12 protein-coding genes are annotated in these 12,653 nt (G+C 43.3%); 5 read left to right on the forward strand and 7 right to left on the reverse strand.

The genetic code is table 11. From position 1 onward, the window contains the following. Positions 1-48 precede the first annotated feature (48 nt). The gene (locus tag RM347_RS18100) at positions 49-666 is read left to right on the forward strand and encodes a Uma2 family endonuclease (protein ID WP_322720588.1); all 618 of its coding nucleotides are present in this window, start codon (positions 49-51) and stop codon (positions 664-666) included. Between the two features lie 28 nt (positions 667-694). On the opposite strand, the gene RM347_RS18105 is transcribed toward RM347_RS18100, so the two are convergent. After that, positions 695-2,041 carry a hypothetical protein gene (locus RM347_RS18105; RefSeq protein ID WP_322720587.1) on the reverse strand — a complete coding sequence of 449 codons (1,347 nt, stop codon included), beginning with the start codon at positions 2,039-2,041 and terminating at the stop codon, positions 695-697. Between the two features lie 95 nt (positions 2,042-2,136). Continuing rightward, entirely contained in the window at positions 2,137-2,295 is a 159-nt protein-coding gene (locus tag RM347_RS18110) for a hypothetical protein (RefSeq protein ID WP_322720586.1), read from the reverse strand. A gap of 189 nt (positions 2,296-2,484) precedes the next feature. Here RM347_RS18110 and RM347_RS18115 point away from each other — a divergent pair, with 189 nt between their 5' ends. After that, positions 2,485-5,115, forward strand: a complete 2,631-nt coding sequence (locus tag RM347_RS18115; protein WP_322720585.1) for a U32 family peptidase — start codon at positions 2,485-2,487, stop codon at positions 5,113-5,115. A gap of 18 nt (positions 5,116-5,133) precedes the next feature. On the opposite strand, the gene RM347_RS18120 is transcribed toward RM347_RS18115, so the two are convergent. Beyond that, positions 5,134-6,021 (reverse strand): LysR family transcriptional regulator, encoded by an 888-nt coding sequence (locus tag RM347_RS18120; protein ID WP_322720584.1) that lies wholly within the window; start codon positions 6,019-6,021, stop codon positions 5,134-5,136. Between the two features lie 155 nt (positions 6,022-6,176). Here RM347_RS18120 and RM347_RS18125 point away from each other — a divergent pair, with 155 nt between their 5' ends. Beyond that, positions 6,177-6,953: a class I SAM-dependent methyltransferase gene (locus RM347_RS18125; RefSeq protein ID WP_322720583.1), complete on the forward strand. Its 777-nt coding sequence runs from the start codon at positions 6,177-6,179 to the stop codon at positions 6,951-6,953. A 54-nt stretch (positions 6,954-7,007) separates the two neighbouring features. Continuing rightward, entirely contained in the window at positions 7,008-7,583 is a 576-nt protein-coding gene (locus RM347_RS18130) for a hypothetical protein (protein WP_322720582.1), read from the forward strand. Between the two features lie 71 nt (positions 7,584-7,654). On the opposite strand, the gene RM347_RS18135 is transcribed toward RM347_RS18130, so the two are convergent. Further along, entirely contained in the window at positions 7,655-8,815 is a 1,161-nt protein-coding gene (locus RM347_RS18135) for an extracellular solute-binding protein (RefSeq protein WP_322720581.1), read from the reverse strand. A gap of 355 nt (positions 8,816-9,170) precedes the next feature. Between RM347_RS18135 and RM347_RS18140 the strand changes: the two genes are divergently transcribed. Beyond that, positions 9,171-9,542 (forward strand): hypothetical protein, encoded by a 372-nt coding sequence (locus tag RM347_RS18140; RefSeq protein ID WP_322720580.1) that lies wholly within the window; start codon positions 9,171-9,173, stop codon positions 9,540-9,542. 224 nt (positions 9,543-9,766) lie between these two features. On the opposite strand, the gene RM347_RS18145 is transcribed toward RM347_RS18140, so the two are convergent. From RM347_RS18145 to RM347_RS18155, 3 genes are read right to left on the reverse strand one after another with little or no spacing between them, the layout of a single operon-like run. Next, positions 9,767-11,032 (reverse strand): nicotinate-nucleotide--dimethylbenzimidazole phosphoribosyltransferase, encoded by a 1,266-nt coding sequence (locus tag RM347_RS18145; RefSeq protein WP_322720579.1) that lies wholly within the window; start codon positions 11,030-11,032, stop codon positions 9,767-9,769. A 56-nt stretch (positions 11,033-11,088) separates the two neighbouring features. Beyond that, on the reverse strand, positions 11,089-11,829 hold the full coding sequence (locus RM347_RS18150; RefSeq protein WP_322720578.1) for a DUF2232 domain-containing protein: 741 nt from the start codon (positions 11,827-11,829) through the stop codon (positions 11,089-11,091). 13 nt (positions 11,830-11,842) lie between these two features. Next, positions 11,843-12,544 carry a Crp/Fnr family transcriptional regulator gene (locus RM347_RS18155; protein ID WP_179065484.1) on the reverse strand — a complete coding sequence of 234 codons (702 nt, stop codon included), beginning with the start codon at positions 12,542-12,544 and terminating at the stop codon, positions 11,843-11,845. Positions 12,545-12,653: the final 109 nt, after the last annotated feature.

Below are 12,653 nucleotides of genomic sequence, written 5' to 3' on the forward strand. Positions count from 1 at the left end.
AGGTCACTAGACGCTCCGTATCGTTAAAAATTGCTACCTGATAAAATTATGCAAATAACAAAACAGCGATACTATACCCCAGAGGAATATTTAGAGTTAGAAGAAGCTGCTGACTACAAAAGTGAATATATTGACGGACAAATAATTCCTATGGCGGGTGGATCAGTAAATCATAATCAAATAGCACTCAACTTAAGTACTGAGTTAAATTTCGCTTTTAAAAAGCAGAACTACCGGGTTTTTATGGGTGATGTTCGTCTGTGGATAACCCAAAAACGTACCTACACCTATCCAGATGTGATGATTCTGGCGGGTGAACCAGAGTTTTTTAACAACCGAATGGATATAATTCTGAAGCCCCAGATTATTGTTGAGGTTTTATCAAAATCGACCAAAGGCTATGATCGCGAAGATAAATTTCAGGCTTACCGAACCATTTCCACTTTCCAAGAATATCTATTAATTGATCAAACACGGATTCATGTAGATCAATTTTCCAAAACTGGGAAAAAGCAATGGACGCTTCGTGAATATGATGAAGAAGATGAAGCGATCGCACTTGTAACCGTACCCTTTGAGATTTCCCTACAGGATTTATACAACAAAGTGAAGTTTGAGCCTGTTGAGTCTGAAGGGGAAAGTGCTGATGTTGAGGGATTGGGGTAAAAAAATTTATTACCCCTAAGACTAAAAATCAGTTTGACACCACAAGAAGTTTAGGGGAAGTCTCTAGCTTAAACTCTGCTTGTATAATATGTGAAATCTTATTAACTCTTTCAGGTAGAGCAAAAGACATAAGAGTATTAAGTGTAGTTTTTCCAATTCCTCCAGTCTTAGGTTCTGGATGACCTATCTTCCATAGAATATTAGAAAGTTTTATTGAAGGACAAGAGTGAACATTGAAAGTTAATCTATCTTGATTTGCAAAACGTATGTACCAATCGTAGTCTGCCAGAGTATTTAGCTTAATATCTTGATTTCCACCCAAAAATTCAGTATGTTCAATGTTAGGTTCAAATAATACTCTTAATTCCTGCATTCCATCATCCCAATTCAACTCCTCTGCTGAAAAACTAAATTCCGAATCAACTTGCTTAACTTTTTTCTGAAGTTCATACCCTTTGCAAAGACTTCGATTCAAAAAGGCATACTGATAGAGTATTTCTGGCATTTCTACTCCAAGAGTATATAAACTCCGTCCCTCGCAGAATGCGCGAGCCTCATCACGCAGTTGATTTATTAGTAGACTAATATCTTTAGTAGCAAAATTTGTGTAATCTCCTCCTTTAGCTTCAAAGGCATCAGCTTTTGCTCTGACACTAAAGGCAAGAGCTACCATTAGTGGTAATCTTTCCGGTTTGCCTATGTCAATACGATTAAGTTGAGTTCGCAGCCAAGCTTCTAAATCCTCGGCTCTTTCAATAAGTTGATCTGCTTCTAGTAATTCAGGCAATATATAGGTAAATCGTTCATAGGCTTTGAGTAGTTTAAAAGTTCGAGTTTCAAACTCTTCTCTACGCCTGCGAGCTTCTAAATCTTTAACTTCTTCTACAACATTTTTAAAATCTGTACGCATCTCCTCACGGAGAATATTCATTTGCTGTGCTAAATTACACTGATTACAAACTAATAACTCAAGGGTGCGGTGTTGAACAGTAAGGGCATTTTGAATACTGTTAAAACAAGTCTGGATCTGTTCATGATTTCTGTCTAATTTATCTGAGACTACTTGAACTTGTTCATGATTTCTATCTAACTTATCAACACATGATTGAATCTGCTTTTGATTCCGGTCTAATTTCTTTGTGACCTTCTGAAGTTGGACAGAGTTGTAAATGCCTACACCCAGGTTAAGAATATTGACACCAAGATTAGCAATGTTAAACATATCAATAGCTGGTCTAACGGATTGAATTGTCTCTCCACTCACACTATGGCGGGTACACCAAGTACCTGCTTCACCTGTAAATACCTCGTAATCTGAGGCATCTCCTCCCTTAAACAAATGTGGTTCTGGTCGCTGAGTAAAAGGATTAACCATAGTTGTTGTCAAAATAGACTTAATCTCAGTATTCCCCGGAATATTCTTGGTGTATCATTCCTTCTATATAAAAAGCGATCGCCTAACTTACATGTCTAGGTTTTATCAGCCTTCAATCCCTTGTCATACTTCTGTCTATATTTGTGAATAGCAGATTTGAGTTTTCCTTTCAGTTCTGGCGGATTTTGCATGACTGACATAAACAAATCTCTATCACGATCGCATAGCACTAAACTTTTAGATTCTTTCAACATAGTTAATTTCCGCCTTCAGCGTAGTTATTCTTAGTGGGCAATGTATACACAATATTTATTTTGAGCATCACATCCTGTTTTTGCCCTCTCTAAAGAGGAATTAAATTGCCACAGAGGAGATAGCGATCGCCCCACCATCCCTCAATAACTTCGATAAAATCACTATGGTGCTACTTAACCCTAAATCTGATGAAAAGCGATCGCTCTTTTTCCCAATCCTCCCTTCAACGTCCTGAACTACTCGCGCCAGCAGGTAATTGGGAATGTGCTAAAGCTGCTGTGGAAAATGGGGCAGATGCGATTTACTTCGGTTTGGATCGGTTTAACGCCAGAATGCGGGCAGAAAATTTTACGGAGGCGGACTTACCTCAATTGATGACATTCCTCCACCGTCGGGGTGTAAAGGGTTATGTCACCGTCAACACACTAATATTTCCCAAAGAACTAGCAGAAGCACAGCAATATCTCCGCACAATTATTGCAGCAGGTGTGGATGCGGTGATTGTTCAAGATATTGGTATATGCCGTCTCATCCGTCACCTTTCCCCTGATTTTCCCATCCATGCTTCCACCCAAATGACCATCACAAGTGCGGCTGGGGTGGAATTTGCCAAGTCCCTCGGCTGTCAGTTAGTCGTGCTGGCGCGTGAATGTTCTCTTCAGGAAATCAATAAAATTCAGCAGCAGATTGCCCTACAAGAAACTTCGCTGCCCTTGGAAGTTTTTGTTCACGGTGCTTTGTGCGTGGCGTATTCCGGTCAGTGTTTGACTAGCGAGGCTTTAGGCGGACGTTCTGCAAACCGAGGTGAATGTGCCCAAGCTTGCCGGATGCCCTACGAGTTAATCGCTGATGGGGAAGTTGTGAATTTAAAAGAACGCAAATATTTGCTTAGTCCTCAAGATTTAGCAGGGTTAGATGTTTTGCCAGATTTGGTGAAATCAGGAGTAACTTGTCTCAAAATTGAAGGTCGTTTGAAAGCTCCAGAGTATGTTGCTAATGTGACCCGCGTTTATCGGCAAGCTTTGGATGGGGTGATAGCGGAATTAGAAAGACCTAACCCCCTAACCCCCTTCCCTACGTTCGCGCAGCGTCTCGAAGAGAGGGAAGGGGGAATAAAAGCTCCCCTCTCCGTTTCGGAGAGGGGCTGGGGGAGAGGTCAATCAGATCAAGAACACTACAACCTAGAAATGGCATTTTCTCGCGGACTCTACACGGGTTGGTTTGGCGGGATTAATAATCAGGAACTAGTTCACGCCCGCTTTGGTAAAAAACGTGGGGTTTATTTGGGTGAAGTCAGCCGCATTCACAACGAACAGGTAACAGTCAAACTAGAAGCGCCTGTAAAACCGGGAGATGGAATAGTATTTGACTGTGGTCACCCAGAGGCGAAGGAAGAAGGCGGCCGAGTTTATGCTGTGGTGTCCAAGGGTAAAGAAACCATGCTGACCTTTGGGCGAAATGACTTGAACCTGCGCCGGGTGCATATAGGTGATCGCATTTGGAAAACCAGCGATCCAGAATTAGATAAGCAACTACGTCAAAGTTTTGCTGGTGAGAACCCCCAATTTCAGCGTCCTATTTCTGTAGAAATTTATGGAGAAGTTGGTCAGCCATTGATTGCGATCGCTCGCGATCAACTCGGTAATATTGTACAAGTGGAGTCTGCAATTTCACTGGTTGAAGCGCACACCAAACCCCTAGATACAGACCGTTTACAAGAACAATTCGGTCGTCTCGGTAACACTCCTTTCTGTTTGGGAACGCTAACCAACCACCTCAGCGGTGCTATTATGCTGCCCGTAAGTGAGTTAAACCGGATGCGGCGGGAAATTGTGGCACAGATGGAAGAATTGCGAAGTCAACCCAAACGCTGGAAATTACGTTCTGATGTCTCTTTCCAAGACTTACTCCCCTCCTCAGTACCCTCATCTCCTACCCTGCAGGAAGCTAAAGCTACATCTCCTTCACTCATAGTCTTGGTACGAAACCTCAAGCAACTCCAAGCCGCCCTCAAAGCTGGTATTGAAACACTGTACTGTGAATTTGAAGACCCCCGCGCTTACCGAGAAGCGGTGCAGCTAGTACATAAACAAAGACAACAATCGCCACTCCCCACAATTTGGGTTGCACCACCCCGAATTACCAAACCTGGGGAAAACTGGATTTTACAGCAAGTACGTGCCTCTGAGGCAGATGGCTATTTGGTGCGGAACTATGATCAACTGCAATTTTTTGCCCAAGACCGTTGTATCGGAGATTTCTCACTCAACGTCGCTAATCCTTTAACAGCAGACTATTTTCAGCAACACTTTGGTTTAGAAAGGCTGACGGCATCCTATGACCTGAATATTACCCAACTACAAGACCTACTCACCAGTTGCCCACCCCAGTGGTTTGAGGTGACAATCCATCAACACATGCCGATGTTTCACATGGAACATTGTGTATTTTGTGCCTTTCTATCAACGGGTACAGACTACACTAACTGTGGACGACCTTGTGAAAAGCAGGAAGTGAAATTGCGCGATCGCGTTGGTAGCGAACACGTCCTCAAAGCGGATGTAGGTTGCCGTAATACTGTATTCAACGGCACCGCTCAAACCGGAGCCGAGTACGTACACCGCCTCATAGAACTGGGATTACGTCAGTTTCGCATCGAGTTTGTCAATGAAACCCCAGAACAAGTGAGTAAAACAATACATTGCTACAGTCAACTACTGCAAGGCGAGATTACAGGTTCCCAACTCTGGCGCGAGTTGAAGCTGCAAAATCAGCTAGGTGTAACTCGTGGCCCAATGGGAGTATCTGCACTGCGGTAATAATTGTTGGTGCCTTATTTACCAATGCTGGGCAGCTTGTTTAACTATCTCCACAAGCCTCAGCACAGTTGGGGATGTCTCGTTTTTTCGCCAAATCATGGCGACCGCTACTTTTGGCGTAGATTCTTGTACAGTTTTATAAACTACCCCAATCCGTTGCAGGTTTTGCAAAGATGCAGGCACGATCGCAACGCCCATCTCAGCTGCTACTAGGCTAACAATCGTTTGCATCTGGATAGCTTCTTGAGCAACCTTGGGACTAAAGCCTGCTTGCTGGCAGAGACTGATAATTAAATCGTAAAGTCCTGGTGCTAATATCCTGGGAAATAAAATAAACGGTTCATTGGCAAGGGATGTCAAACAAACATCAGATTGACTCGCTAGCAAATGCGCTTCGGGTAGTGCCACCATCAGCGGCTCTTGAAAAATTGTTTCGCAACTAAATCTATTTTCTTCAACAGGTGGACGCAATAATCCTACATCCATTCGACCTTCTCGTAACCACTCTAACTGTTGATCTGTAGTCAGTTCATGCAACTCGATGCTCACACCAGGAACGTAGCTACGAAAGGTTCGCAGAATAGTTGGCAAAATATTATACGCCGCAGAACTGACAAAGCCGACCACCAACTGTCCAATGTCGCCCCGACTGGTTTGCCGTCCAACTTGGATAGCCTGTTGTAATTGCCTCATAATTTGCTGGACTTCACCCAGAAACACCTGCCCGGCTTCTGTTAACTGCACATTTCGCTTTGTGCGGTGAAACAGTTCAAAACCCAATTCCCGCTCTAGCTGCCGAATTTGTTGACTTAGAGGAGGTTGGGCAATATGCAATCGTTCCGCTGCTCGTCCAAAGTGCAGTTCCTCAGCCAAGGTGACAAAGTAGCGTAAGTGTCGTAGTTCCATCTGTTACCTAAACTCATATCTTTAAAATATTAGTTAAGGTGAAAATATATATTGGACATAATTAAAAATCTTTTTTATTGTGATGAATAGGCGATCATCAACCCAAGACAGATGGTTGATTATTGGCAAATCAACACACTAGAATTTCAATACTTATGAATAATCTTTCAATCCCTAATAATTATTGGGACGCTTCTGTTTATGAAGATAAACACGCCTTTGTCTGGCAGTATGGCGAGGACTTGCTGAAATTGCTCAATCCCAAACTAGGAGAATTTATTTTGGATCTTGGTTGTGGTACTGGGCAACTCACAGAAAAAATTGCCCAGGCTGGGGCTGAGGTTATGGGAATTGATTATGCGCCTGAAATGATCGAGAAGGCAAGACAAAACTATCCACATTTGCGCTTCAATGTTGGTGATGCCCAAATCTTTCGAGTAGACAAGCCTTTGGATGCTGTATTTTCCAACGCTGTATTACATTGGATTAAAGAACCGGATGCAGCGATCGCTTCCATACATCAATCCCTAAAACCCGGAGGCCGTTTTGTGGCAGAATTTGGTGGTAAAGGAAATGTGCAGGCGATCGTCACAGCTTTGGAAAGCGCCTTAGAAGCATTTAATATTTCTGCACAAGCCCTAAATCCTTGGTATTTTCCTAGTATTGGTGAGTACGCCACTCTATTAGAACAGCAAGGCTTTGATGTCATCTATAGTAGCTTGTTTGCTCGTCCAACTTCTTTAGCAGATGGAGAAGCAGGTATGGCAAACTGGATTCAGATGTTCGCCAGCACTTTTTTAGCAGGACTTTCTAGTGAGCAACAAATACAAGTAATTCGCGTCGTCGAAGAATATCTGAAGCCAACGCTGTATCAACAAGGAACTTGGACAGCAGACTATCGAAGACTTCGCGTAGTTGCCATAAAACTTTAAATTGCCCGAATTTTGACTTGTGCCTTAATTACGAATTACGAATTAGTATCAGCTATGCATATACCAAAATTGTGCGATCGCCCTACAGCCCTTTGGGCATCCTACGGCAGGCGTTGGTGCAGCCATCGCCAGACATCATTATCATTATTACTAACCATTAGCCTTACCACTTTACTAGTCCCGCCCTTACTAGCACAAACCCCCCCAATACCATCGCCTTCTAGTGCGCCTCTGGAACTAGACTTATTAACCAAGCCAAAAGACTATGTAATCACAGCTAACACCATTAACCCAGCACAATTAACCGTTCCTAGTTTATGGTGGGCACAACAAAACTCTGAGAAAAAGCTATTGGATAATTGGATTGCATATCCAGCTTCTGAAAAAGAACCTGCACGAGTAGACTTGATCGTGAATCAGCAAATTTGGAGCTTACTAGAGTATGTAGAACGCTACGACTTCGTAAATCGCTTGGGTAGCGCTGCACGCAACTTTGGTTACAATGTCCGGGTATTTAATTATCAAAAAGAACCCTTGGCAACCTACACTTGCAACTTTAATACAAGTCCAGCTTTATGCAGTATCCAAACAACTGTTAAGAACAAGATAGGGTTACAGCGTTCACTCTAGTCAAGAGTCAGGAGTTAGGGAATGGGGAATTGGGAGCAGGGGGAAAATTCCTTTCCTCTCCCAATGCCCAATTAAACCTTAATTTTGGCGAACAAAGACTCGTATTGTTTTATTGCTGATGGGGGTAAGGGAAGCAAAAATTCGCTTTTATCAAAAACTTCGCGATCGCTCTGCAAAAGGCTCCGTAATGGTTCTTGAATATCGTAAGCGGCAATATTTGTAGAAATTGGCGAATTACTTTTGGTCAGCACCAAAATTTGTTTAGCTGTGCTTGGTTGCCAACAAAAGTCAATCCATTGATCTGATAAAGTACTCTTAGTAGTAATACCTGCGGGGCGTACCCACAAATCTGCCCAGATTGCTGTTCCTGACTGGGGGATAACTGCCGCAAGTTGCGGATAACGTCCCAGAACTGGCAGTACATCGGTTGACCAACCAACCGCTAACCAAGTGTCTCCCATAATTAGAGGTTCCAAATAGTTATTGGAACTGTATAACTTCACCTGTCGGTTTAATGTCTGTAATTCCTTCTCCAAGTCTGCTACTTGGTCAAGATTCTCTGTATTGTAAGATTTTCCTAACTTCTTTAAGACCAGACCAATAACTTCTCGTGGTTGGTTAAGTACGGAAATGCGCTGCTGCATTCCATCTCGCCACAAATCACTCCAATCTTTGGGCGTCCACCCCAATTTTCGAAACTTGTCACGGTTATAAACAATCACCGTGCTACCCCACCTGTAAGGCGCACCCCAGACTTTCCCTTGAGTATCTAAGTTACCTTGGTCGTTGCGCGTTACCAGTCTCTTCCACCTTTCATCTAAAGCAGACCATTGCTTTAATTGGTTTCCCTGTATCTCTTGGAGTGGTTGAATCAGTTTCTGTTCAATAGCTGCTTTTAACCAGTAATCTCCCAATGTCACTAGGTCTGCATCAGCCGTTTTTTGACCTTGCCTAAAGGGTATAAAACGTCTCCATCCCTGCTCATCAGTGGCTTTTGGTTTCTGCTGCCAATTTTGTAATTGCTGAAATAAATCCTGTAGCTGCTCAACTGGAGCAAACTTTAATTGCACCTGTTGCTGCAAACCTTTGTGGAATTGATTAACTACCTGACCAGGTATAGAACCTTTTAATAACTGTACTTTTAGTTGCGTCTGGTTGTTTCCACCACAGCCAAAAAGCAGTTGTGAAAGTGCCAGTGTACTTGTACCCAGCAAAAAAGACCGTCGATCCATTGATTTTGGATTTGAGATTTTTGATTATACCTAATATTAAGCAGAGATTCACCAGAGGCTGACTAGCTAAAAAAGTGGAGTTGGAAAATTATCGGTGTTTTTCTAGGTAATACGGATGATTTGGAATATTTGACTCAAATTAGCGACTTTTTCGGCAAATAGCTACCTAAAGATTAATTTTTCTCCATAAAATTCCTCAGTACTACTTATAGTCAAACTTTACTTATATTTAGAAGTAATGATTTAAATGTCAGATTTGCACCAAAAATTATCAATACTTAAATAATCCCTAAGTATAGTTAACATTGAGAGTAAATTGAATAACATAAAGAAAATCTACGGTTGAGGGTATTAAATGGAGCCATTACAGAAGCAAATCCTGACTTTAAGCGAAAAACTGGATGCGCTCTGCCAAGTGATTGAGCAGCTTGACGATAAAGTCGCTCAAGCTTTCTCAGAATGTTCCTTAGCGAATACACAAGCAAAGGATAATTATCAGGAAAATAGTACTGCTGGAGGCTACCAGTTCAAAGGACGTAACAATTTCAATCCAGAAATGGAACACAAGGATGTATTGACAGATGGCATTTATCTAGACATGCATCGTCAAGGTGGAGATAACATAACACCAGAAATTCAAATACAACGACTGACAGCGCAATTAACAGCAGCATACAATCGCATTGCTGCTTTAGAAGAACAATTACTCAGAGAAAGAATTCATTAAATTTAACTTGAGTTCAATGAATTAAAAAAATGGCTGAAGCTAGAAAGGCAAGCCTTTAAGTTAAATATCGAGTGATAGCTTTGTAGAAATATATTAAGTATAAGCAACTAATCCAGCTATCAAATTGATAAATTTCTTGCTAGCACTTGATGACAATCCTGGATGGGAGTTTTTAATAAAGCGCAGAGGGACACAGATTCCTACTAAATTTAATTCGCTACGAATTAATCAAATGCTGTACTTAGCCGTTCAAGTTGGGCTTCAATGGCTGCTAAAAGTTGGTGTTGCAGCCAATCTTGGCTCAGATGGGCGGCTATGCAAGCGGCTCCAGCTCCCATACCTTCTTTCACAAAGCCCTGCTCATAAGCTCTCAGTTGGGGATAACGAGAATCAGCAAAACTCAGATGAGTTGCTAATAGGGGAGGGATTCCTCCACTGTGAGTTAAGCTAACTTTTCCTAAGCTGAGGGCTAAGTCAACTGTAGCGCCAGTAGGGTCTTCTGCCACCCAGCGGGTTGTACCTATAACTACTGCTTCTGGTTGCCATGATAAAGTGTAAGCTTGAGCGATCGCACTTATCAGCGCATAAACCGCCAGCATTTGCGTCCCACCAGCAAGCATTACACCACAACTACGACTAGCAGCGATCGCCATCCCAGCTACTACCACTTGCATCGGATCGCCCACGGCGGCGACGAGTTTTAGAGGATCTACAGAATTTTGGATTTGAGATTTTGGACTTCGGCTACGCTCAGTCGAACGATTTTGGATTGATGATTGCAAGTTTATCTCCCCCTGCTCCCGGCCCCCTGCTCCCTGCTCCCTACCCCCAGCTAAGTGCCCCCTGCTCCCCATCATCTTCTCCAGCCCCGCTTGCACTAGTGCCCACTTTTGTGCGTGGTTACAAACAGGGTGACTACTGTTAACTTTTCCGGCAGCATCTATACCCAAACCAGTTAAGATTGCCAGAGCAGTTGTGGTGCCTCCGACGACGCACTCACCGACAATTAGATACCCCTGTTGGATGTTGCCTGCAAGGCGTTCTCCCCAAAGTAGCCCTTGTTCAAACAAGTGGTGTACAGTTGTGATTTCCATAGCAGCACCTCCACTTAAACACTTAGCAGGAGAGCCACCCAAATCAATTACTGGCACAGCAGGAGGCTGAGGCAAACCAGCATTAAACAAATGAACTGGTATATTTAGTGACTCAAAGACAGCGCGAGAAATCAGCACAGGCGAAGCCCCAGCCGCTAATGGTGGTAGGGGATATTGGGCTTTATGTTCCGGGCCGTAATACAAAAACTCGGCATCGGCACAAGCAGTATATTTCCGATCCTCTGGAGTGCGGCCAGCAGCAGAAATCCCTGAAATTAAACCAGTTTCAGTAAATCCTAAAACACAGGCAAATACGGGTAGACAACCACGATACCGTCGCAGCCATTCTTCACCCTGTTCTTTTTGGGTATAAATACTAATTTGGGAATTGGGCATGGGGAATTGGTGATTAGTTAGGAGTAATCATTTAACCAAAGATTAATGACTAATGACTAACCGTCATAATCCATGAGGACTTGCACCCAGTGTGGTGGACGGGGAATGGGGTTGCCCAAACGGTCAAAAAGCAACCATGCTGCCAGGTGTACCACAAAAAGGTAGATAAAGTTGTTGAGTAAAATTAGAGCGATCGCTCCTACTTGAATCAAAAATACACTGGGAGTTGCCAACAAACTCAGCTTCAAAAATACCCACTCAATGAACTCAGTCACCTGGGTAATCACATAAATCCATAGGTCTTCACCTGACAAAACAGACAGCAACCACAGCCTAAAAAAAACTCCCAAAGTACCCAACAGCGTACCCAAGGTGATGGAAACAATCCAGGGAACACGACGACGATACCACGTCGCTCCTAAAAGCACGCCCATAAACCCGTAGGGCATAACAAACAGTAAACTGCGCGCTGGTCCCATCAGTACCGTCAGCAGTAACCCGGAGGTGAGTGCTGCCATCCATGCCGCACGTTTGCCCCAACGCAGATAAACTAGAGCGATCGGCACTGGAAAAAATATCCGCAAAACTGGGCCCAATGGAAAGTAGAAATTAATAAACCAAATTAAGCTAGCAGTACTGGCTAAAAACGCTGTTTCCACCATCCTCAAGGGCGCATCAGCCTTGAGTTGAGGAGGCATTAACTGCTGTTCTTTGTCTAACCAATGATTGTGAGGAGTTGGAGATTCAGGGGATGGATCTTTCTCCGGCTCATCTGGCAGAGAATCTAAAATACTCATATCTGACAAGTTCTTAAACTATCATTCTTTCCAAGGCTGACAAATCGGGAATACAAATAGTGTCTTGATCCCGTTTAATCAAGCCTTTTTTTTCTAGCCTTGTCAACACTCTTGTTACCGTTTCCCGCGCCAGTCCGCTCAAACTACTCAATTCTCGATGAGGTAAATTGGGGATTTCGGTTCCTGTTTGCCCTTTTTTTCCCTGTCCTTCTGCCAAAAATAGCAACGTATCTGCCACACGTGACTGGCTATCAGATTCCCGCAATCGCAATCGGCGATTTACTTGCCGCAAACGTCGTGCCATTAGTTGCGCCAATCGAACTCCCGCCAAGGGTTCTATCTGAAGTAACTTGACAAAATCCTGAGCAGGCATACTGCCAATTACCGTCGGCGCTAAGGTAATCACATCTGTGGATCGAGGTACTTCATCTAGTGCCGCCATTTCACCAAACAATTCCCCCTTGCCAAGAATATTCAGCGTTACCTCTTTTCCTTCCAGGTTGTAGGTGCGAATTTTTACCCATCCGTCCATAATAAAATACACAGAACCGCCCCAGTCATTTTCCAGCAGAATTACCTGATTGGCTGGGTGAGTGCGGGTAACAAGATGGATCAGGGCTGATTCCACAGCAGTTTCTGGCAACCCTTGAAAAAAGGGCGCGGAGGTGATCATCCAGGGATTAGCCTGTGCTTGCAAGCTATATCGGTCTTCCATTACGACATTTTTATTGAAGCTGCTATATACACACAACAAACAAGAGCGCCATTTTTAGCCTAAGCTATCATTGCACAGCTCCCTTTCAAAGAGAAAACTAAACTATGCT

This window comes from Nostoc sp. ChiQUE02 (genome assembly GCF_034531305.2).
Taxonomy (GTDB): domain Bacteria; phylum Cyanobacteriota; class Cyanobacteriia; order Cyanobacteriales; family Nostocaceae; genus Nostoc.

Excerpts from the sequence above, each read along its gene's own strand:
- RM347_RS18100 (WP_322720588.1), top strand. The coding sequence starts at position 49 with ATGCAAATAACAAAACAGCGATACTATACCCCAGAGGAATATTTAGAG.
- RM347_RS18105 (WP_322720587.1), bottom strand. The coding sequence starts at position 2,041 with ATGGTTAATCCTTTTACTCAGCGACCAGAACCACATTTGTTTAAGGGA.
- RM347_RS18110 (WP_322720586.1), bottom strand. The coding sequence starts at position 2,295 with ATGTTGAAAGAATCTAAAAGTTTAGTGCTATGCGATCGTGATAGAGAT.
- RM347_RS18115 (WP_322720585.1), top strand. The coding sequence starts at position 2,485 with ATGAAAAGCGATCGCTCTTTTTCCCAATCCTCCCTTCAACGTCCTGAA.
- RM347_RS18120 (WP_322720584.1), bottom strand. The coding sequence starts at position 6,021 with ATGGAACTACGACACTTACGCTACTTTGTCACCTTGGCTGAGGAACTG.
- RM347_RS18125 (WP_322720583.1), top strand. The coding sequence starts at position 6,177 with ATGAATAATCTTTCAATCCCTAATAATTATTGGGACGCTTCTGTTTAT.
- RM347_RS18130 (WP_322720582.1), top strand. The coding sequence starts at position 7,008 with ATGCATATACCAAAATTGTGCGATCGCCCTACAGCCCTTTGGGCATCC.
- RM347_RS18135 (WP_322720581.1), bottom strand. The coding sequence starts at position 8,815 with ATGGATCGACGGTCTTTTTTGCTGGGTACAAGTACACTGGCACTTTCA.
- RM347_RS18140 (WP_322720580.1), top strand. The coding sequence starts at position 9,171 with ATGGAGCCATTACAGAAGCAAATCCTGACTTTAAGCGAAAAACTGGAT.
- RM347_RS18145 (WP_322720579.1), bottom strand. The coding sequence starts at position 11,032 with ATGCCCAATTCCCAAATTAGTATTTATACCCAAAAAGAACAGGGTGAA.
- RM347_RS18150 (WP_322720578.1), bottom strand. The coding sequence starts at position 11,829 with ATGAGTATTTTAGATTCTCTGCCAGATGAGCCGGAGAAAGATCCATCC.
- RM347_RS18155 (WP_179065484.1), bottom strand. The coding sequence starts at position 12,544 with ATGGAAGACCGATATAGCTTGCAAGCACAGGCTAATCCCTGGATGATC.